Genomic DNA, 23,427 nt, shown 5'->3' on the forward strand with positions numbered 1-23,427 from the left:
GTCTACAATAATCTATAATAAATAATTTTTTGATTATTTATTAAATTCTAAATTATTCGTTGAAATATATATTGGAAAGTGTTTTAATATATGTAAGAATATAACTTGTCAGATATGTGATGTCTGAAAGGGTAGAGGGTGGGTGTGTAAATGTGGGGAAAATATTCACCAAGAAAGTGTCGGAAACAGTCGAAGAAGAAATAGAGAAGATGATTGAGTCTGGAAAATTCCAGTCAGGTGAAAAGCTACCTTCCGTTAGGGAATTATGTGATTTATTCGGTGTTGGACGTTCCGCTGTCCGAGATGCAATCACTACACTTAAAGGAAGAGGTACTGTTTACGTAAAACAAGGGGAAGGTACATACATTTGCGAATTTGATTCCACAAAATTGTTTACCAACCATATGTTAATCCCCAGCTGTGAAGATATAAGTGAATTGTTTCAAGTCAGGAAAATATTGGAGACCGGTATTGCGGAAATGGCTGCTTCCAATCGGTCGGTACAAGATTTGGTACGTATGGAAGAAATCCTTTCAAACCTTTGCATCAATGGCTGGGAAGCGGACTACCACTTTCATATGGCGATTGCTAATGCGACAGGAAACAAAAGCCTGATTCAATTAGTGCAAACCATTTCAACCACTATGAAGAAGGCAATGATTGATTTTCACAGGTATATTCAAGAGAATGAGAGCATCTTAAAAACGATTGATGAACAACATGATAAAATCTATGAATCAATAAAGATGGGGCACCCTATAAAAGCTAATCAGTCGATGATTAACCACTTACAGTATGTGGAAGAACTTTTGCAAAACAATATTTTACAAAAGGTATGAAGTTTAAAATGTTTTTTTTGCAACAATATAGAAACGATGTTTGTTATTACGAAACAAAAAGGAGGCGTGGGTATTGATTGTAACAGATCTTCTATCAGATTTAAAGTCATTTTTACCTGAAATGCAAATAGTTGATGGGGAAAACCAAAGCCATCCACTTGGGAATGGTGGTCAGGTATCGGTTTATCCGAAAACAGAGGGAGAAATAGCAAGTATTTTAAAGTATGCAAACGAAAAAGGGAAAAAAATAACGGTGGTAGGAGGCGGAACCAAGAGAGGTTTTGGAGGATTGATTGAAACAGCTGATATCTTACTCTCATTATCGAAATATAAAGGAATTGTCAAACATACTGTAGGAGATATGACATTAACGGTTAAAGCAGGTACTTCATTTAAAGAATTGCAAGAATATTTGGCACAACATAATCAGAAGGTTTCATTGGACCCTGTATGGCCTGAAGATGCGACAATTGGCGGAATCATCGCTTCAAATGAAAGCGGTCCCAAAAGATTGGGTTATGGTTCTTCCAGAGATGCGGTAATAGGACTTCGCTTGGTTTACCCGGATGGCAGTATCATAAGAGCTGGGGGAAATGTAGTAAAGAATGTGGCTGGGTACGATATGAACAAACTTTTTATAGGATCGATGGGTACACTTGGTATTTTATCTGAAGTGACTTTGAAGCTTAGACCAATGCCAAAGTACGAAAGCCTTGGACTGTTAGTGTTTCCCGATGGAAATCTCGAAGAAGTTCGGTCACTAGTAGTTAAGTTGTTGGATTCAGTGATGGAACCAGTCGCGTTGGAATTGCTAAATCCAGCTTTATCGGAAAGGTTAACGGGTCAAAACGTTTATACCTTAGCAATTTCATTTGAAGATGTGGAGAGCTCTGTTCATTACCAGGAGGATTTTGTAAAGAACATCCAACCTTCCAACGCAAAAATGACAGTGCTTTCACAAAATGAGGCACAAGCTTTTTGGGACAAATTTTATTCGATTTCTCCAAATGGAGCAACACTTGCTAGAGGAAATCAGATAGAAGCGGCATTGAAAATAGGCGTTGTTAACCTGGATGTTTTGAAGGTCATTAAAGAAAGCCACATTTTACATCACTCTAGTACTCTTACAGTAGAAGCACATGGTGGACTAGGTCATGGAATATGCCAGGTTAATTTAAAGGGAACTGACGACGAAGACCTAACACAGGTAATATTAAAGCTCAGAAAATCCGTCGAAGCATTGGGTGGTTATGTGATTGTGAAACATCTGCCTTTAACGCTTCGTCAGCAAATTGATGTATGGGGTGAAAAACCATCACATTTCTTCTTGTTAGAAGGTATTAAAACAAAGATCGATCCGAATAGAGTACTTAATAATAAAAGATTCGTGGGGGGGATTTAATAGTGAGTCTGAAAGAAGTGGATATAAAGCAAGATCCATCTTGTACATCTAATAGCTTAAGCAACTATCTATGGAGCGATAAGCCTGATGAAAACAAATGGGCAGATTGCGTACATTGTGGTATGTGTTTGGAATCGTGCCCAACATATGAGCTGACAGGCCAGGAACAGCATTCTCCCCGTGGGCGTGTTCATCTTATCAAATCAGTAGCAGAAGGAAAGCTTGAGGTGAACGAGCAATTCATGGATCCTGTTTTTGCTTGTCTTGACTGTCGTGCATGTACCACTGCTTGTCCGGCGAATGTAGATGTCGGAGGATTAATTGAAGAGGCTCGCGGACAAATTCGACAGGCGATTCCATTGACAGGAGTGAAAGGGAAAGTAAGTAGAATAGTACTTGAAGGAATGTTCCCACATCAAAACCGAATGAATACAGTGGGGAGTTTATTAAAGTTCTATCAAAAGAGCGGATTGCAGAAAGTGGTGCGCAAAACAGGGTTAATGAATATCATGCCACAGCATTTAATTGAGATGGAAGCAATTATGCCTGAAATTAAAGAGCCTGTACGCAAAAAATACAAAAATCAAAAAGTGATCAAAGCAATAGGAGAAACGAAAGCAGAAGTGGCGTTTATGACAGGTTGCGTGATGGACGTCATGTTCAGTGATATTAACCAGTCCACGATTAATGTTTTAACACGAAACGGAAATGATGTGACAATTCCGCAAAACCAAACTTGCTGTGGAGCCTTACATGTTCATGCCGGTGACCGTGAAACTGGAAGAAAGCTGGCGAAACAGAATATCGAAGCGTTTAAGGATGCTGATAAAGTCATCGTTAACGCAGCAGGATGCGGCTGTATGCTTCAGGAATATGCAGAATTGTTTCGTGAAGAGCCTGAATGGCATGATAAAGCTGAAGAATTTTCCGCGAAGGTCGAGGACATCTCTAAATACATTCATGAAACAGGCTATGAAATACCAAAAGCTGAATTGAACACTCGTATCACATATCATGACGCATGCCATTTAGCACATGGTCAAGGAATTCGCCAGGAACCGAGAGACCTCCTTGTCAGTATTCCAGGAGTTGAAATGGTACATATGCCAAACGCAGATCGCTGCTGTGGGAGTGCAGGTATATATAACATCACTAATCCAGAAATGGCCGGTGCCGTGCTAGAAAGCAAAATGCAGAATGTGCCAGGCGATGTTGAGATGATTTCAATGGGTAACCCAGGATGTATGCTTCAGATGGCAATGGGGGTACAGAAGTATGGTAGAAATCAAAAAGTCGTCCATACAATTCAGCTTCTGGATTGGGCTTATCAAAAAGAGGATGATCTAAAGGGGGGACAGTAAATGGCAAGGAAAAAAATAAAATCGAATGATCGGCATATAAAGAATTTAGAGGCTATTGTTGGCGATGCCAATTCAATTCTATTTCACAAAGAGGATCTGCTTGCCTATGATAGCGATGGATTTACGCTTCATAGACACTTACCTAAAGCGGTTGTGTTTCCAAAAGATACTCAGGAAGTAGCCAAACTAGTTAAATACTGTTCCGAAAATAAACTGCCGTTCCTAGCCCGTGGCGCTGGAACCGGATTAAGCGGCGGTGCTATACCTTTAAATGAAGAAGTCATTATTAGTCTGGTCAGGATGAAGAAGCTATTAAGCCTTGATCTCGAAAATAGGCGTGCTGTTGTACAGCCTGGTTTTATCAACCTTAAACTCACGAACTCTATCTCTGATAAAGGGTATTACTATGCTCCGGATCCTTCTAGCCAATATTGTTGTACAATTGGCGGAAATGTCGCAGAGAATGCTGGAGGGGCTCACTGTCTTAAATATGGGGTAACCACGAATCACATTCTAGGGCTGGAAGTAGTACTGCCTAACGGCGAAATTATAGAAATCGGTGAAAATGGAATTCCTGATTCTCCTGGATATGATTTGCTCGGTCTGTTGACAGGTTCTGAAGGAACATTAGGCATTGTAACGAAAATCACTGTTCGTATATTGAAAAACCCCGAAGCGAAACAAACTGTTCTTGCTTACTTTGATAAAGTGGAGGACGGAAGTCAGGCCGTGTCTGATATAATTTCAGCAGGAATCGTACCGGCAGCCCTTGAAATGATGGATAAAACAGCGATTGAGGGAGTGGAGGCGGCTGCTTTTCCAGTAGGTCATCCAAGTGATATTGAGGCTGTCCTACTCATTGAAGTGGATGGAATCTCAGCAGGTATTGAAGAGCAAATTAATCACATTTTGGAAGTGTGTAAGTACAGAAATGTACTTGAAGTGAAGGTAGCACAGGATGAACTCGAAAGAGGTAGATGGTGGGCCAATCGTAAAACAGGATTTGGTGCCATGGGAGCCATTTCACCGGACTATTTAGTACAGGACGGTGTCATTCCACGAAGCAAATTGCCCGAGGTATTAAACAAAATCAATCGAATCAGCGAAGAATTTGGTTTGCGAATCGCTAATATTTTCCATGCGGGTGATGGGAATTTACATCCACTTGTTCTTTTCGATGCCAGAATCCCAGGGGAAAGCGAAAAGGCCCTGGCAGCTGGTAGTGCCTGCTTAAAAGCATGTGCTGATGTTGGGGGGACAATTACAGGTGAACACGGAGTGGGGATTGAAAAAATAGAGGAAATGCGTTTCGTCTTTTCTGATGAAGAGATTATTGCACAAACAGATATTCGAGAAGTATTCAATCCTCATAATCTTTTAAACGCAGGGAAATTATTCCCAATGCCGGGACGCTGTGTTGAGATAAAAAGAGATTTAAAAGAAAAAGAAGCAGCTGCTATATCTTAAATATGTTTGTCCGGTAAGGCGCAGTCCATACAACGGATGAAGCCAATTCATTTCGTGGTGTAGTCCTTTTGCTAAAGTTTAGAAGCAAATATAAATTGTTAAAATATTATGAAAATAATTGAATCAACATCAGGTATCGTGCTATCATTTTTTACACAGATAAAGAAACAACGTTTTGTAATAGCGAACAAAAAAGAGTGATTAAGAAAATTACATCCTAGAGAGAACAAATTACTTTTTTCCAGAGAATTATCTAAAATAAAATGTTGATTTTCAAGGAGGAACTCATAATGACAAAATATATTAAATCAGGGAATCTTCAAGTTGCAACGGAATTATATGAATTTATTAATTCAGAAGCTCTACCAGGTAGTGAAGTGGATCGTGACCAGTTTTGGTCTGGTTTAGAAAATTTGATCAATGATTTAACCCCTAAAAATAAGGAATTATTGGCACATCGTGAAAAGATTCAAAATCAAATAAATGCTTGGTATCGAAAGAATAATAATGATTTTGATTTTGAAGAGTATAAATCATTTTTAAAAGAAATTGGATATCTTGAACCAGAGGTTGAAGACTTCAAGATCACCACTGAAGGTGTGGATGCCGAAGTCGCTATCCAAGCTGGACCGCAACTGGTTGTTCCGGTTAATAATGCTCGTTATGCAATCAATGCCGCCAACGCACGCTGGGGAAGCCTTTATGACGCACTTTATGGTACAGATGCAATCAGTGAAGAAGATGGTGCACATCGAGAAGGTGGATACAATCCAGTTCGTGGTGCTAAGGTTATTGAGTTTGGAAGGGAGTTTCTTGACCAAGCAGCTCCATTAAGGGAAGCTTCTCATAAAGATGCTGTGAAATACACAATTGAGTCTGGAAAGCTGAATGTTGCACTCCGGAATGGAGAAACGACAGGACTTGAGGACGAATCGAAATTAACTGGCTATCAAGGACAACCACAAGATCCAAGTGCTGTACTTTTGAAAAATAATGGCCTTCACTTTGAAATTCAAATCAATTTCAGTCATCCAATCGGAAAAACTGACGAGGCTGGCGTTAAAGATATTCTTTTAGAAGCAGCAGTAACGACGATTATGGACTGTGAAGATTCAGTAACGGCGGTAGATGCCGAGGATAAAGTTCTGGTATACCGTAACTGGTTAGGATTAATGAAAGGAGATTTATCTGCTACCTTCATAAAAGGCAATAAATCAACGACAAGAACTCTTAATCCCAATCGCATTTATTTGTCCCCGACGGGAGAAGAATTGTCTTTGTCAGGTCGTTCACTTTTGTTTGTTCGTAATGTAGGACATTTAATGACGAATAATGCAATCTTAGATCAAAATGGGGAGGAAATCCAAGAGGGAATTTTAGATGCAATCATCACTAGTCTTCTTGGAAAACATACTCTTTTAGGAAACGGCCCTTACCAAAACTCATCCGAAGGATCTATTTACATCGTTAAACCTAAAATGCATGGTTCAGAAGAGGTCGCTTTTGCCAACCATCTATTTGATCAAGTGGAGGAATTGCTCGGTCTAAAACGGAATACTCTAAAAATTGGTGTTATGGATGAGGAGCGCCGCACATCTTTAAACTTAAAAGCTTGCATAAGCGAAGTTAAGGAACGGGTAGTATTCATAAATACCGGATTTTTAGACCGTACTGGTGATGAAATCCATACCTCTATGGAAGCGGGAGCAATGATTCGAAAAAGTGAACTGAAATCATCTACTTGGTTGCAAGCCTATGAACAATCGAATGTTAATACAGGACTTGTAAGCGGCTTCCAGGGGCGTGCCCAGATTGGAAAAGGTATGTGGGCTATGCCGGACTTGATGGATGAGATGTTAAAACAAAAGATTGGTCATGTAAAAACAGGTGCAACTACGGCGTGGGTTCCATCACCTACTGCAGCTACATTGCATGCACTGCACTACCATCAAGTTGATGTAACGAAGATCCAAAATGAAAAGATTAGTGAATCCAGAGACTTGAGGGATGACATTTTACAATTCCCAGTTGCGAAACATTCTGATTGGAGCCCGGAGGAAATACAGGAAGAGATTGATAACAATGCTCAAACTATGCTAGGTTATGTTGTTCGCTGGGTGGACCAGGGAGTTGGTTGCTCGAAAGTACCTGATATCAACGACGTGGGACTAATGGAAGATCGTGCAACCTTACGTATATCCAGCCAACACATGGCGAACTGGCTACACCACGGTATCATAACAAAGGAACAAGTGCTAGAGACGCTTCAGCGTATGGCTAAAGTAGTAGACGAACAAAATGCTGGAGACGCTGCATATCGCTCAATGTCTGCGAATTTTGACGATTCGGTGGCATTTCAAGCAGCCTGTGACCTGATTTTTGAAGGTTATAATCAGCCAAGTGGCTACACTGAACCAATCTTGCATCGTCGCCGCATTGAAGCAAAAGCAAAGTTTGCTATAAAACAATAAACACCTAGGGGACATTCTATTTTTTTAGGATGTCCCGATCTACAATGTAAAGAGTATATGGCTAATTTAATTGAAGAACTTATTTTCTGTTGAAATGGAGAGATTACAGAATTCCTGAAAGTACTGCAGTTTCAACAACTAACTTTCATTAATAAATAGTGAAAACAGATTGGGGGAGTTGAAGCTATGAAAGACCTTCGGGAAAAAGCGCTAGACCTTCATATGAGGTCTAAAGGGAAAATAAATGTAAATGTAAAAGTAGCTGTAGAAAACGCAAATGATTTAAGTTTAGTATATTCACCGGGAGTAGCTGAGCCTTGTAAAGAAATCTTCCAAAATCCCGAAAAGATTTATCATTACACACTTAAAGGGAACCTTGTAGGAGTTGTTTCAGATGGATCAGCTGTATTAGGGCTAGGCAATATCGGAGCAGCAGCATCGATGCCAGTAATGGAAGGAAAGGCAGCATTATTTAAGGCATTTGCGGATATTGATGCATTTCCCATTTGTCTAAATACAAACGACGCAGAAGAAATTATTTCAATTATCAAAGCCTTGGAACCTACCTTTGGAGGAATAAATTTAGAAGACATTTCAGCTCCGAATTGTTTCATTATTGAGGAAAGACTGAAAAAGGAAATGAACATTCCTGTTTTTCATGATGATCAGCATGGAACTGCGATTGTTACAGCAGCAGGGTTAATTAACGGATTAAAAGTCGTGAATAAACGGATTGAAGAAATTAAGGTGATTGTAAATGGTGCAGGTGCTGCAGGAATCGCAATTTCAAAATTGCTGCTCAACATGGGTGTTCAGGATATCATTTTGTGCGATACAAAAGGAGCGATCTATAAAGGTCGCGAAAATGGAATGAATTCGATGAAGGAAGAAATAGCTCAAATCACTAATAAAAACAGGCTGGCCGGTGCATTGGAGGATGTTATAAAAGGTACTGACGTTTTTGTTGGCGTATCAGCTGCTGATGCAGTTAATACCGCCATGGTACAGTCTATGAACAAAGACAGCATTATTTTTGCCATGGCAAACCCGGTACCCGAAATAATGCCGGATAAAGCAAGGGCAGCTGGTGCAGCTGTTGTTGGTACAGGGCGTTCCGATTTACCTAACCAAGTAAATAATGTACTAGCGTTTCCAGGGATTTTTAAAGGGGCCCTTCAGGTGTTCGCTTCTGAAATTAATGAAGAAATGAAAGTGGCAGCGGTTTATGCAATTGCAAACTTAATTCAGCCGCAAGAACTGACGCATGATTATGTAATACCAAATGCTTTCGACAACCGAGTAGTGGAAGCCGTCGCCAATGCTGTAGCAGAGGCAGCGATACAGTCTGGTGTTGCGAGAAAAAAAACCGAAATAGAAGTCTGAGAGGAGCAATAAAACAATGAAGTTTACTAGGTTTATAGCTAATTCTTCCATTCATACAGGTGTTAAAGAAGAAGGAATAATAAGGGTAATTAAGGGCGATATTTTTGGTGCTTGGGAGTATACAGGCCAAACATTTTCTCAGGGTGAAGTTAAGTCTATTGCACCCTTAGAACCAAATCAAATCATTGGAATCGGTGCAAACTTTGTTTCAAATGTGGAGGATCTTCCGGAACAGCTCCCGGAAATTCCGGTATTCTTCTTTAAGCCAACTTCATCAGTGATTGGACCTGAAGAAGAAATTATCATCCCAGAGGGTATCAAGGAAGTAAAGTTTGAATCCGAACTAGCGATTGTCGTTGGGAAAGAGGCAAAAAATGTGCCTGAATCCGACGTACTGGATTATGTTTTTGGATACACAGTTGGAAATGACGTAACGGCACCTCAGTTTTTCCACCAGGATGGCCACTGGACAATTGGTAAATCATTTGACACGTTCACTCCATTAGGTCCTGTTATTGAAACCGTACTTGATCCTTTTAATGTAAAGGTCAAAGCAAAACTGAACGATGTTGAAAAACAAAACAGTGCAACTGAACTGATGATTATTCCAATTCGTAGAATGATTTCCTATCTGACAAAAGTTATGACACTTAAACCGGGAGATGTAATTTTAACAGGTAGTCCTGTTGGAGCAGAGTTGGTCGGCGCTGGCGACGTTATAGAATGTGAAATAAAGGAAATTGGAAATCTTCGAAATACATTTGTTACTGTTAAAGAAGGTGCAAGAGCGTATTAGGTACGGTTAAAACGCCTGGTGAAAACTATGTGCTATAATGAGTCTATTATGGTTGCACAGAGGTGAGTAATTTTGGACAGAGAGAATATGGTGAAATCTGTGAGCAGGGCGTTAGACATTATTACTATTGTGAGTTTAAAAAAAGGTGGCTTAGGTGTAACAGAGATTTCCAAACAAATAGATATAAATAAAAGCTCAGTTTATCGGATACTATCAACATTAGTGCAGTATGGGTATATTGAGCAAGATAGTGAAACGGAACGTTATAAGCTGGGATATAAGTTTTTAGAGATTAGTTCCAAATTGCTGGAATCAATTGATTTGAGATCGGAAGCAAGGCAATACTTGCAAGAACTGGAGAATACCACAAATGAGGTTATCCATCTAGTTGTTTATGACCAAGGTGAAGTGGTGTATATAGAAAAGCTAGAAGGAAACGAAACGCTGCGAATGCACTCTAAAGTTGGAAAACGAGCACCCATGCATTGCACCTCAGTCGGCAAAGCAATTCTTGCTTATTTGCCATCTAATGTCGTGCTTAACATTCTTGAGCAAAAGGGAATGCCAAGGCATACTGACAAAACGATTACGAATAAAGATGATTTCCTTCAAGAACTCATTCAGGTTAGAATTAAAGGCTATGCATTGGATCTAGAAGAAAATGAATACGGAATTACTTGTATTGCCGTTCCTATTTTCGATCATTCGGGGAAAGTCATTGCTGCTGTCAGCATATCTGGTCCAACAATGCGTATGACTGATCAGCGGATCGATCTCCTACAGTTACAAATGATTCAAATTGGAAAAAAAATTTCGACAAGGCTTGGATTTGAAAGTAGAACTACTTGAAAACGACTATAAAAATTTGCCCGATTCTTTTGAAAAAAAGATATATCGGGCAAATTTTTTTTGTGAACTTTATTTTTAAAATATTCTAAAAATATTGAAATTTCACCAATAATTTGTATAATTGAAATAGGATTAGTGTTTGTTATAGAACAACTACTTATATAGTTACATAACAATAGTGTTTTATTGCAAACTTACAGAAACGCTGTTTCTTAATACGAAACAGAAAGGGGGGACTTATAGAGTGTTATCATGCCGATAGAAAGTGTTAAATGAAATATTATGTAGAAAAGACACCAGATTTGCTAGCGTAATTCTTTTTGTATATCTCACCTTAGTCGCAATGTCCTTTAGTAACTAAAGGTTTAAAGCAATTTATAGGCCCTTTACCGGACAAGCACCATAGTGATTTTATCATTACGCAACCAAGATAAAATCACAAACATCCGGACTTTACAACACGGAATTTTGAGTATTTTCAGTGAATTTGAATTTTTTCACTTTCTTGTAAATTAGAGCAAAAGAAATGGTAGCATATTTTAATGAAAAATATGTAAGCGGTTACTTTTAGGGACTATAAATTGGAGGGTACAATATGACATATACACAAAACTTTACAGTGGTAGGAGATAGCCTCGCTCTATCCGCTATCGTGGCAGTAATTCCAATACTTTATTTCTTCTGGGCATTGGCAGTGAAGAGAATGAAAGGGTATCTGGCAGGGCTCACGACGCTAATGATTGCTTTGATATTGGCGGTTATTGCATTTGGAATGCCAACACAAATGGCGATTATGTCTGCTACACACGGGGCAGTATACGGGGTCTTGCCTATTGGTTGGATCATTATCAGTTCAGTTTTCCTTTATAAATTAACCGTAAAAACAGGACAATTTGATATTATTCGTAATTCAGTTGTTTCACTTACGGAAGACCGCCGTCTTCAGGCACTATTGGTAGCGTTCTCATTTGGGGCATTTCTTGAAGGAGCCGCTGGTTTTGGTGCACCTGTTGCCATTTCTGCTGCACTTCTTGTTGGTCTTGGATTCAATCCTTTATATGCAGCTGGCTTGTGTTTAATTGCCAATACAGCACCGGTTGCATTCGGTGCAATAGGAGCACCCATTATCGCGCTTGAGGGACCTACCGGAATTTCTGCGATGGAGATTTCAAAAATGGTTGGACGCCAATTACCGTTTTTATCTGTAGTCATACCATTTTATTTAATCGTGATTATGGCAGGCTTTAAAAAAGCCTTCGAAGTCATGCCTGCAATTTTAGTAACTGGTATTACTTTTGCAGTAACACAATACTTAAGCTCTAACTTCCTTGGACCAGAACTTCCGGATATTTTATCGGCTCTTGTTTCATTACTTGCTTTAGCAGTTTTCCTTAAATTTTGGAAACCGAAAACTATCTTCCGTTTTTCAGCCGAACAAGAAATGGCTGCAACACTTGCTGTAAATGAACCTTCTGGCCACAAGCCAACTTATACAGGCGGACAAATTTTTAAAGCGTGGTCACCATTCCTAGTTTTAACGGGAGTAATCTCCCTTTGGGGAATTCCAACCATAAAGCAGGCTCTAACAGGACACTATGAAGGAACAAATGTTGTTTTATCAACTATTAATTCTATAGGGCATGCATTATCGTTTATACCAAATGTTCCTTTATTAAATAATAAGATTATAAACGCTGCGGGAGAAACGATACCTGCCTTTTACAAGCTGGAATTGCTAGGTGCTGCTGGTACAGCGGTTCTGATTGCAGCAATCATTACGAAATATATTGTAAAAATTTCTTGGAAGGATTGGATAGTTACATTCGGTGAAACACTAAACGAACTTAAATTTCCCATTATCACAATAGCGTCTGTTGTAGGATACGCTTATGTAACAAACTCTTCAGGAATGAGCACATCTATGGGTATGGTATTGGCGAAAACAGGATTTTTATTCCCTTTCTTCTCTCCTATACTAGGCTGGCTAGGAGTGTTCATTACTGGTTCTGATACTTCAGCCAACTTACTATTCGGTAACATGCAAAAAGTTACAGCTACTTCAATAGGCATGGATCCGGTGCTCGCAGTGGCAGCGAACTCTTCAGGCGGAGTTACCGGAAAGATGATTTCACCTCAATCAATTGCAGTAGCTTGCGCCGCAGTAGGCCTAGCAGGGAAAGAATCTGATTTGTTTCGCTTCACAATAAAGCATAGTATTATACTGGTGATTATTGTTGGAATCATGACATATTTGCAGAATGGGGTGTTATCCTGGATGATTCCTTAAGTAAGATTGCAAAGCAAATATCTTTATTTAGTGTCAATATGAGTTGATAAAAATAAGAAAAACACCATTTAAAAGTCGCAAGTATGTCAACGTATATTAGTATTGGTACCTTTCTAAATGCCTTGTTAATAGGCCCAATCATGGATTTTTTCTTACATCTCAACATTCTTCCATATGAAATGCTGGGCTTTGGAATACAATAAGTGATTATTCAAAAAAAGGGGAGAACATGTCATCCAGATGACTTGTTCTCCCCTTTTTTCTTTTTCTTTATAAAGAGAAGGAGTTAAGTAAAAATACATGAATTAGATGTAACAGCATTAGACATTACCTTTTTTAGGTTCGCAGACCTAATCGGGAATGCTGTTCTCTTATAACCTTTTTAACCGTTTGTCCGCCATTCGCCCCGATGCACAACCTGCTCTAGAGTACCCGCTTTTGCATATGTACTAACCACCGAGTTAGATAGCTTCTTGAGAGTGATGGGAATAATTATACTGATGGTCCTAAATACAGGAAAAATTCCTCGAATATGACGAGTTTCTTCTATTAGACGTATCAAATCGCGAACAGGAAAACCAAGAACTCACGAAGGAAATTCATCTCATTTAACTGGAAAGCAAGGGACATTATCTTCGATAATAAAATAAATATGGGTGAAATCGAAGAAATAAAGAATTTGTATTATAACGGAATTAATGTAATCCCGCTTCCCGTTTTTTTGAAAGTTTTCTAATACAAATAAGGAATGCTTAGCTTAATGGGTTTTTATGTAAAATCAAAAAGGAAAAAGGGGCTTTTAAGCAGCCCCATGGATTGAAAAAGGTAATTAATTTTGATATTTACCTGGTTGGAATTTTAAACGTCTCAAATATAGAACCCTATGTTAGAAGTGAACTCAAGGGAGTTTTTGTTTTTGCTCTGTTTTAATTAACTAGCTTTATCCATATCTATTTGGTTTGAATTCTTCCCTAACATGGAAACGGCCACGATAGAAATTAGACAAGCGACAATAAGATAAATACTGATTGGAACAGAACTACTAAAGGTATTTAATAAATACACACATAGTAATGGAGATACACCTTGGATTGCAGCTGAAAGCTGATAGCCTAATGACGTTCCGCTATACCTTAGATTGGCCGGAAAACACTCTGCAATCATTGCTGCTAAAGGTCCATAGACTGCTCCAGCACCAAGAATAGATAAACACATTGCTACAATAACCAATACTGTTATCTTTGTATCCATAAGCCAGAAGAATGGGAATGCAACTAAAATGGTTAATAAACTGCCAATATAAAATACGACTTTCCTATTATATTTGTCTGATAAATGTGCCGCATAGAGGATCACAATGATTTCGACTATTGCTACTAATAAGATGGTATTAGTTAGAAACTGTTTATCTAATTGTAGATATTCCGTCCCATAGCTTATAGCAAAAGTGGTAAAAACATAGAAAGGAATACCTTGTGCTAAACTGGATAAAATAACTAGAAATAATGCTTTAGGATATTTCTTAATAACTTCTATAACTGGTTTATTTGCTAGTCGATTTTCTTTCTTCATTTTTGTAAATTGAGGTGAATCTGCTACCCCACGTCGTATAATAAAACCGATCACAACAAGCACAATACTAATCAAAAATGGAATTCTCCATCCCCAACTATAAAAATTATCTCCTGTTAAAAAGATCGTGAGGGAGACAACTCCTGAAGATAGGAGCAATGCAATTGGGGATGCTATTTGTGTCATACTTCCCATTAACCCCCTACTTTTCTTAGAACTCCATTCTACAGATAGTACAACTGAACCTCCCCATTCACCACCGGCCCCAAAACCTTGGCAAAAACGCAAGAATACTAACAGAATAGATACAATAATACCTGCATTTTCGTATGTCGGTAATAATCCAATGAGTGTACTACTTATCCCCATTAACAAAAGAGTAGTTACTAACGTTGCTTTTCGTCCAATGCGATCCCCATAACTACCGAAAAAAGCAGCTCCAAGAGGACGTGCAAGGAATCCTATAAACAGTGTAGCGAATGATTGTATTAACCCTATGTATGGATCTGATTCCGGAAAAAACAATTTTGGAAATACTAAAGCAGCCATCGTTCCGTATAGAAAGAAATCATACCATTCTATTGATGTTCCAACTATGCTGGCAAGGGCAGCTTTTTTAGCTTGCTTCTTTCGCTGTTCTTCAGTCATATTGTCGTAATTCAATTCATTTGCCATTTTTCTCACCATCACTTTATTTAAAATTTTAATACAAAAAATTTCATTATACCATTGCTCGTATACAATAAAGTATCATGCTATATATTAAAAACTATAAGACCTAACTCATCGACTTTCCGATGCTACTCACTTCGTAAGAATACCATTACTATAACCGCACCATTTCAACAGAAATGCAGCATATGTTTTTGTCACCCTTTTGACACTGTCAAGGTCAACCCACTCATTCGGTGCGTGAAGACCCTCTCCTGTCGGGCCGTAGCAAGTGGCAGAAATGTCATAGTATAGGTTATAAAATCTTGCATCAGTGGTGGCTGTGAAGGATCCAACTTCCAGCGGTTTTTCTTCAACGGCCATATGCGCCAAGTTTAAAACATCAAATAACTCTTGATTTGGATCAATTGAAAATCCTTCCGCATGAAAGCCGTAAAATGTAATTTCCGGAGGATTTTCACTTAACCACTCATCCTTTTCCGCAGCAGCTAACAAATATGACTTTATATCGTCCTTTACATCCTGCGGGTTAACCCCCGGCGGAAATCCAACTCTTGCTTCAATAGTACATTCGGAAGGAACAGTTGAAGGCCAATCACCAGAATGGATTTTCCCGATATTTATATTATATGGATGAGGGTGCTCATCAAAATCCTTGTGTCTTTTTTGGCTGTTCAATGTTTTTTCATAATCCAGAAGAGCATTGATCATTTTATAACTTTCAATAATTGAGTTTACAGCTTTGTCTGCCTTTTCAGTATGTGCACCTAAACCTTTGACCTTAACCCTGACCCATATTACACCAACCTGAGCAATCAGCCCTTTTTGTCCAAGTACGGGTTCGGGAATAAGGGCGGCATCTGCTTTAAATCCTTCTTCTATCGCAGCAAGAGCACCATTTCCCGTACACTCTTCTTCTGTTACTGTTTTGATAATGACATTGGATGAAAGCTTGATTCCTGCATCGCGCACCGCTTTTAACGCAAAGATCATAGCAGCCACACCTGATTTCATATCAGCTGTTCCACGGCCGTACATTTTATTTCCGACGATTTCTGCACCCCATGGATCATGTTCCCAAAAAGAAACAGGTTCTGGGCTGACAACGTCTATATGCCCTTGAAAGATAACACTTTTACCTTTCTTGTCGCCTTCTGCACGATATTCACCAATAACAACAGGCCTTTCATCATATGTCCATTCAGGTTCCGAGTAACCAGGATGTGAGGATAGCTTTTCGGGATCGGGAATCACTTTTGATACAGATAAATCTAGCTCTTTTTCCAAAAAATCAGCGATGAAGTGTTGGATAGGTGCTTCGTTGCCAAGCGTTGAGGGGAATTGACAAAGCTTTTGCAAAAAGCGGATTTCTTCCTCCCATGACTTGTCTACCTGATCGAATACGTTTTCAAATATCATATTGATTTCTGTTTTCATAACGTTCTTTCTCCTTACCTTTGAAGTCTGTCTTTCCGGTTTGCAAATCGAAGTACTAGTTCAAGCAATACCTGTACTCCTTTTTCTATATCGTCATCTGAGCTGAACTCCTCTTCACAATGGCTGACCCCGCCAATACTTGGGATGAATATCATTCCCGTAGGGGCCATTTGGTTCATAAATTTGGCATCATGGCCTGCTCCGCTGATTAACTTCATTGAACTATAGCCGAGCTTATCCGCTGCCAATTGGATTTCGCTTACAATTTCTGTGGAAAATTTTTCGGCTTTTATTTCCATAAGATCTTTGATAAGGAGATCCATGCTATCAATGAGTGCCATTGTACTTAGCTTTTCTTTCAGTTCCTTTGTAATCAGCATCCTGATTGCATCTTCCGGGTGACGAATGTCAATTGAGAAAACCACTTGACCCGCAACCGAATTCGTGACGTTTGGAAGAGACCGAATCTGACCAATAGTAATCAACGAGCCGGGAAAGCTTTCATATGACTTGTAAACATCTTGGATCATCTTTGCCGCACTCAACATGGCATCGTTCCTATTTTCCATCGGGGTCGTGCCCGCATGACTTGTCCGTCCGGTAATGACGACTTCAAGGGTACTGATCCCTTGAATACCTGTGACGGCACCAATACTTTGACGGTTTGCTTCAAGAACAGTACCTTGCTCAATGTGCAGTTCAAAATAACAATACATTTCTTTTAGCCTATTTTCAGAAGAACCTTTATACCCGATTGTTTTTAATTCATCTACAAATTTCAAATGATCTTTATCTACAATCTTTAATACTTCACCTTGTGTAATGGCATTGGCTACAATACCTGATCCGAGCATGGATGGTATAAATCTTGCTCCTTCTTCATTTGTAAAGTTTACAATTTCAATAGGTCTATCAGTCTCAATTCCATAATCATTCAGTGTCCTAACTACTTCGAGTGCTCCCATTACCCCTAGAATTCCGTCGTATCTCCCGCCAATTCGCTGAGTATCAAGATGTGATCCCATTACAACAGGATTTGCATCGGGATTTTTACCCGGTCGGCGTCCGTACATATTTCCTGCATCATCAATGCGGATGTCAAGCCGGCATTCCTTCATCCATTCCATAAATATATCTCTTATTTTTCGATCATCTTCACTAAGAGCCAATCTGCAAAGACCCCCGTTAGGTAGAGCCCCATAGTTAGCACTCGTATTTATCGTGGAAAGGAGCCGTTCTTTATTAATTTTGTAAAAATCTTCACTTATGTGAGGTCTTATTGAGCGATTTGGAAATTTCTCAGTTTTCATCACATATCACCTCCTGTCATTTAAAAATGCAAAAATCATGCCAAAAATAAAGAAGATATAAGTCTGTTTTCATGTGTTTTTTTGAAAAATTAATAGAAAATTTCGAAAAAAAGGGGTAAAATTTTTACAAATCAACTCGACTGATTCGTTATCAACTCGATTTTTTTTATATTTTTGCCATTTAAATATAGCTGAATCGAAATAGACTCAATAAATAGGAATGGAGGAATAGATTTGGAGAGGTTGTTTGACTTATTTCATCAAAATCCAGAATTATTTATTGGCATTTTGGAATCTATTAATGATGCAATCTATATTACAGATCAGGAAGGAACAACATTGTGGATTAATACCGTGAGTGAAACGATGTTCTGTCTTCCGAGGAGTGTAATTATTGGAAGGAATGTTAGGGATCTAGAAAGGGAAGGCGTATATAAACCATCTGTAATCCGTAAGGCTCTGGAAGAAGGTAAAAATGTTAGTGTTGTACAAGAAGTTGCCGAAGGAAGACGATATATTGCAACAGGTCATTTGGTTAAAAATAAAGAAGGGAGAGTTATTGCCGCTGTCGCTCATAGCAGAGATATTACAGAAGTAGTAAAAAACGCAACGAAACTTCAGGAAATTGAAGAGTTATTGGATAAATACAGTACTTATATTAGAAAGCTTGCACATGTGAGAGAAAATAGGAATGGAGTTGAATATATCAATTTTGGTTGGAAAAGCAATAGCCGCGTTACGGCTAATAAAATTATTGAAAAGATTGCCGCAGTAGACACAATGTCCTTAATCGTGGGTGAGACAGGTTCGGGTAAAAGCCTGACGGCGGAAAGGATTCATTCACTAAGCAAAAGAAGAACCGGACCTTTCGTAGAGATTAATTCTGCATCTATACCCGAATCCTTGCTAGAGTCTGAATTATTCGGCTATGAAAAAGGGTCATTCACCGGGGCAACTTCGAAGGGGAAACCGGGTTTAATTAAAGCCGCGGAAGGCGGAACTTTATTTTTGGATGAAATAGGCGAAATACCGTTACACTTGCAAGCAAAAATATTACATTTTCTTCAATCGAAAACATATTTGCCGATTGGTGCCAGGGAGCCTCAACAAGCGGATGTACGTATTATTGCAGCAACTAATAGGGATTTGGAAAGTATGGTAACTGAAGGTACTTTCCGTTCGGATTTATTTTATCGAATGAATGTATTAACCGTGAAAATGCCTGCTTTACGTGAAAGCCGTAACGATATTGAGGATCTGGCCATTTATTATTTAAATCTGTTTAATGATAAATATAATAAAAAAAAACACTTCTCAGATGGGGTTGTCAAAACATTTTTGCAATATGACTGGCCTGGGAATGTGCGTGAGCTGGAAAATTTAATCGAACGTCTTGTGATTTTGTCAGAGGACGAGTTAATTGAAGATAAAGACCTACCCCAGAAAATGATGAAACAAAACATCACTTCCAGTGTACCATATCATTCAAATAAAGCGACTATGCCAGAGATACTGGAAGAAATGGAAAAGAAGATGATCATAGATGCCATAGAAAAAGGAAACTCGACAAGAAAAGCCGCAAAATTTTTAGGTGTTACGCAATCATTACTCATGAGGAGAATAAGAAAGTATAATATCCAGCTGGTGGTTGAAGAGAGTAAAACCTTTGTGAAATAGGGTAGTGGTAGACTTTTTTGTATTCCGGAAAAGGGCGCGTTTGTGTAATAAGCTCAATGCTTTTTAATAACGAGCCATGCATCGGAGAAATAGTTAAGACTAATTCTCCCCGATTTTTCACTCATTTTGTGAAGTTGTCATGTTAATACTTTATATCAATAGAAAAAACCACTTCCTATCATTTTCATTAGGGAGTGGTTTTTTTGTAGGGATCAACTATTTGTTTAATTGTGAGTGCAGCAACTCTAGTTCTTCAATAAATAAAGATAAGGTAGGATTCTTATTTATTTTCTTCCAAGAAGCCAAAACATCAAATTTAAGATTGTCTCCTTCAATGTCAATAAAACGAAGTGTAGGAGGAGCGTATAGCTGTAGATATTTCGGAAGAATGGTAATGCCGATATCTGAATCCACCATCATGTACACTGCTTCAATCCGTGAAGCTGTACTAACCAAGTTTGGAGAGAAACCATGATTGGCACATGCAGCCAGCAATAAATCAAAACCTGGAGGAGCTTCATGCCTGTCTAGCATGACAAAAGGTTCATGGGCTAATTCCGAAATGTTGATACTTGTTCTATTCGCAAGGGGGTGGTCTTGATTTAAGATAATACAATGGGATTGTGTCCATAAAGTTTTGTATTCCAGTCCACCAATACTTTGTAACCCAAGTGAAAGTGTGAAAGCTATGTCTAGTTCATCGGATTTTAATTTCTCAATCATTTGCCCAACTTGATAATAGCTCAACCTTATTTTTACATTTGGGTGCTTGCGTCTGAATTTTCGAATCAAAAGGGGCAAAAATTCTCTCACGGGTACGCTCAATAAGCCTATATTAAGTATCCCAATTAACCCTTCCTCAGCTTGCTGGACATTTTCAATCGACTCTTCAAGCTTCTTTATGATCTCCTTTGCATCTTTCAAAAAAACAGCTCCAGCGTTGGTCAATTGAACGGAATGTTTATCTCGTAGGAAAAGCTTTACACCTAATTTTTTTTCTAAAAGGGCGATCTGTTGACTCACAGCAGGTTGTGCTACAAACAATTCCTTTGATGCTACCGTGAAATTTAAGTGTTCAGCAACTGCAATAAAATAACGCAATGGACGAATGTCCATCCCCAATCTCCTCCTGAACAGCTTGAAAATTTAAAAGATTATGAATTTATTATAAAAGGAATCTGAAAAATAAACAAACGTTATAAGGAAAAGGTTATTACCATGATTATTTTTTGGTATTTCCAAAAATAAGAGGTTTTATATATATTTTAGTTATGGAAGAACAAGACGAAGGCTCGATACCTGAGAATGAAGTGGCAGTAAGCAAGAAACGAGCAATAAGGCATACATGGATGCTAGCTTATTTTCCTGAAGGTACCCAGAGTGATGTATGGGAGAAAAATCTTGATGCCACGATCGCTTCTTCTTTTGCTCTGTTTCCAAATTCAAAAAACATGGAAAACCGTTGTGCAAAGGGGAACCGAAACATTTTCCCTTAAAAATGTATACGTTTCCAAACATTGAACAGTTGATATGGCTGCTCGAGTTGCAGAAGTTTCGGCTTTATTATCATTAGTTGAAGCTGTTTTATCGAAAAAGAAAACGTTTACACTGAAAAGTGGCATTCTGGGGAAGGAAAGGCAGTTCGCTCCCTCACTTTTTTAAGCGAGGGGTTTTTAATTTTAGTAGAGGGATTCTAAAGGGAATTTGTTGTGTATAGGGGGTGAGTAGTGTACCCGATTGGAACTATTAAATGATAGGAGGTATTACAATGCTAGATAATTTACAAGAAAAAAAATCAGGCGTTGTTCGTACTGTTCTTGGACTAGTGCCTGCTCAAGAACTAGGTGTTGTGCTCATTCATGAATCACTTCTTTCTGTGATGCCTGGTGCGGAGTATGCACCAGAGATCGATATGGATAGAAGTAAGATATTTGAGGAATTAAAGCGTCAGCTTACGGAATTTCGTAGACTTGGTGGAAAATCAATTGTAGATCGTAGCGGTATGTTCCACGGTCGTGACGTAAAGCTTTATGAAACTCTTTCTAGAACAACAGGTATACATATCGTAGCGTCAACAGGTTTAGGACCTGAGTCGATGTTAAGTGGATACTTTGTTACACCACAAAAGAATCCGCCTACACCATGGTCAGCAGAACAATTTGCTGATTTGTTCGCAAAAGAGGTGACAGAAGGAATCGTTGTACCACGTATTGAACGTTCAAGTTCAGCAGGATTAGTGACGTCAATCGCAAGTCAAAGTGGTATTACAGAAAAAGAAATTAATCTTTTCCGTGGATCTGCACAAGCAGCTCTCGCAACAGGAGTACCTGTATCAGTTCAATACGGTACGGATGCTGTAAATGATCTGGAAATTTTATTAGGTGAAGGCATTGCACCAAACCGTGTCATCATCGGAGGGCTTGACCGTCTAGATGCTGTCCGCCGTAAAGAAGCATTCGCTGTTGCGCGTCACGGTGCCAGGGTGGCATTAGACCATGTTGGTTGGGCTACAAACGATGGCTACGTGAACGATGAAGAACGTGCAAAGTTAATTTTAGCATTATTTAAAGAAGGTTTTGGTGATTGTGTCCTAATTTCAACAAATGCAATTGGCGTTGCAAAAGGTCATGATTCAAAAGAGCTTGGTTTCGATTACTTACTAACAAAATTTGTTCCAACCTTACGTAGAGTAGGTGTAACTGATAAACAAATTCGCATTTTATTAGAAGAAAACCCACAACGTGTATTTACTGTTAATGCTTCAGCAGCTACAGAAAAAGAATCTGTTTTGGTAACAGAGCAAAACTAAACGTGAGGAGTGAATAAAGGATGGGTAAGGTAAATACGGTTATAGGGCCAATCGCGACGGAAGACTTAGGGATTACGGCAATGCACGAGCATGTTGGGTTCGGTCTACCTGGATGTGACTTAGATACACAATGGTGGAAAAAACCTGAAGAAGCGTTTGATGTTACAGTACAAAAGTTACGTCGCTTCCGTGAACACGACGGTAAAACATTCGTAGACTGTACAGGGATTGGAAACGGACGCGATATCGAATATTTCCAAGTGCTTTCACGAAAAACAGGGGTCAATATTATTGCTGTTACAGGCTTTGTAGCAGGTGACTCAGCTCTACCATATTTCCGTAACAAACCAGTCGAATATCTTACGGATTTATTCATCCATGAAATTACAGTTGGTATTGACGGTACGAGCGCAAAAGCTGGTGCTATTAAAGTAGGGGTAAGTCGCGGTGGTAAACTAAGCGAACTTGATAAACGCATTTACCGTGCAGCTGCACGTGCAGCATTACAAACGGGTGTCCCGATTATTACACATTTATGCGTAGATGCTGAATCTGCAATTGCAATCTTCGATGAAGAAGGCTTACCACTTGATCGCGTACTTATGGGGCATGCTGATGATGGCGGATATCTCGATGAAGACCGTGATACGATGATTGCAGAATTAGGTGGATGGGTAGGCTTCGATACAATTGGCTATGACAGTGAGATGGAAGGTTCACCATATTGGTCACGTCCTCGTCAAGATCGTGTTGAACATTTCCTTCGTTTCCTTGATAAAGGTTTTGTTGACCGTGCACTTATTTCAGCTGATGCCAACTGCTGTGCTCTTGGCTGGCCAGGATTAAAAGGACATTCAGTAAACTACCTGTTTGAAGAATTCTTACCAGATCTTCGTAAAGCGGGTGTTGGTGAAGAAGTATTTGAACAACTTTTAGTACACAATCCTGCGAAAATTCTAACTATGCAAAAACCTCGTTCATTCATGAAAACGGTAGTGTTAACACAAAAGGTCTAAGAAGGGCAGTGTCTACTTCTGATTCTAGAAGCCTACACTCCACTTTCATTACTCGCTTTGATCTGTGAAAAGTGACGAG

At 39.0% G+C, this 23,427-nt stretch carries 16 protein-coding genes; 12 read left to right on the forward strand and 4 right to left on the reverse strand.

Annotated elements, in window-relative coordinates; genetic code table 11:
- Positions 1-152 precede the first annotated feature (152 nt).
- The 9 genes from ACFRAK_RS24040 (at position 153) to ACFRAK_RS24080 (ending at position 12,855) form a co-directional block, all read left to right on the forward strand.
- Complete coding sequence (locus tag ACFRAK_RS24040; protein WP_387594957.1) at positions 153-839, forward strand: FadR/GntR family transcriptional regulator; 687 nt, start codon at positions 153-155, stop codon at positions 837-839.
- Between the two features lie 73 nt (positions 840-912).
- Positions 913-2,241 (forward strand): FAD-binding oxidoreductase, encoded by a 1,329-nt coding sequence (locus tag ACFRAK_RS24045; protein WP_387594960.1) that lies wholly within the window; start codon positions 913-915, stop codon positions 2,239-2,241.
- Positions 2,242-2,243: 2 nt separating this feature from the next.
- Entirely contained in the window at positions 2,244-3,602 is a 1,359-nt protein-coding gene (locus ACFRAK_RS24050; protein ID WP_387594963.1) for a (Fe-S)-binding protein, read from the forward strand.
- Positions 3,603-5,069 carry an FAD-linked oxidase C-terminal domain-containing protein gene (locus ACFRAK_RS24055; protein ID WP_387594966.1) on the forward strand — a complete coding sequence of 489 codons (1,467 nt, stop codon included), beginning with the start codon at positions 3,603-3,605 and terminating at the stop codon, positions 5,067-5,069. It abuts the gene before it with no gap.
- 290 nt (positions 5,070-5,359) lie between these two features.
- Positions 5,360-7,540 carry a malate synthase G gene (locus tag ACFRAK_RS24060; RefSeq protein WP_387594969.1) on the forward strand — a complete coding sequence of 727 codons (2,181 nt, stop codon included), beginning with the start codon at positions 5,360-5,362 and terminating at the stop codon, positions 7,538-7,540.
- Between the two features lie 186 nt (positions 7,541-7,726).
- Entirely contained in the window at positions 7,727-8,923 is a 1,197-nt protein-coding gene (locus ACFRAK_RS24065) for an NAD(P)-dependent malic enzyme (RefSeq protein ID WP_387594971.1), read from the forward strand.
- 16 nt (positions 8,924-8,939) lie between these two features.
- A complete protein-coding gene (locus tag ACFRAK_RS24070; protein WP_387594974.1) occupies positions 8,940-9,719 on the forward strand; it encodes a fumarylacetoacetate hydrolase family protein in 780 nt (259 codons plus the stop codon).
- A 72-nt stretch (positions 9,720-9,791) separates the two neighbouring features.
- Complete coding sequence (locus ACFRAK_RS24075) at positions 9,792-10,568, forward strand: IclR family transcriptional regulator (protein ID WP_387594977.1); 777 nt, start codon at positions 9,792-9,794, stop codon at positions 10,566-10,568.
- A gap of 595 nt (positions 10,569-11,163) precedes the next feature.
- Positions 11,164-12,855: an L-lactate permease gene (locus ACFRAK_RS24080; RefSeq protein WP_387594980.1), complete on the forward strand. Its 1,692-nt coding sequence runs from the start codon at positions 11,164-11,166 to the stop codon at positions 12,853-12,855.
- 930 nt (positions 12,856-13,785) lie between these two features.
- Here ACFRAK_RS24080 and ACFRAK_RS24085 read toward each other — a convergent pair.
- The 3 genes from ACFRAK_RS24085 to ACFRAK_RS24095 all read right to left on the reverse strand — a co-directional run bounded on the left by ACFRAK_RS24085 (position 13,786) and on the right by ACFRAK_RS24095 (position 17,846).
- On the reverse strand, positions 13,786-15,102 hold the full coding sequence (locus tag ACFRAK_RS24085) for an MFS transporter (RefSeq protein WP_387594983.1): 1,317 nt from the start codon (positions 15,100-15,102) through the stop codon (positions 13,786-13,788).
- A gap of 129 nt (positions 15,103-15,231) precedes the next feature.
- Complete coding sequence (locus tag ACFRAK_RS24090) at positions 15,232-16,536, reverse strand: ArgE/DapE family deacylase (protein ID WP_387594986.1); 1,305 nt, start codon at positions 16,534-16,536, stop codon at positions 15,232-15,234.
- 14 nt (positions 16,537-16,550) lie between these two features.
- Entirely contained in the window at positions 16,551-17,846 is a 1,296-nt protein-coding gene (locus ACFRAK_RS24095) for a M20 family metallo-hydrolase (protein ID WP_387594989.1), read from the reverse strand.
- Positions 17,847-18,080: 234 nt separating this feature from the next.
- Here ACFRAK_RS24095 and ACFRAK_RS24100 point away from each other — a divergent pair, with 234 nt between their 5' ends.
- On the forward strand, positions 18,081-19,523 hold the full coding sequence (locus ACFRAK_RS24100) for a sigma-54 interaction domain-containing protein (RefSeq protein WP_387594992.1): 1,443 nt from the start codon (positions 18,081-18,083) through the stop codon (positions 19,521-19,523).
- Positions 19,524-19,739: 216 nt separating this feature from the next.
- On the opposite strand, the gene ACFRAK_RS24105 is transcribed toward ACFRAK_RS24100, so the two are convergent.
- Positions 19,740-20,639, reverse strand: a complete 900-nt coding sequence (locus tag ACFRAK_RS24105; protein ID WP_387594994.1) for a LysR family transcriptional regulator — start codon at positions 20,637-20,639, stop codon at positions 19,740-19,742.
- 652 nt (positions 20,640-21,291) lie between these two features.
- Between ACFRAK_RS24105 and ACFRAK_RS24110 the strand changes: the two genes are divergently transcribed.
- A complete protein-coding gene (locus ACFRAK_RS24110; RefSeq protein WP_387594997.1) occupies positions 21,292-22,332 on the forward strand; it encodes a phosphotriesterase family protein in 1,041 nt (346 codons plus the stop codon).
- A 20-nt stretch (positions 22,333-22,352) separates the two neighbouring features.
- Positions 22,353-23,348, forward strand: a complete 996-nt coding sequence (locus tag ACFRAK_RS24115; protein WP_387595000.1) for a phosphotriesterase family protein — start codon at positions 22,353-22,355, stop codon at positions 23,346-23,348.
- The last annotated feature ends 79 nt before the right edge of the window (positions 23,349-23,427 follow it).

The sequence above is a fragment of the Peribacillus sp. NPDC056705 genome (genome assembly GCF_043656335.1).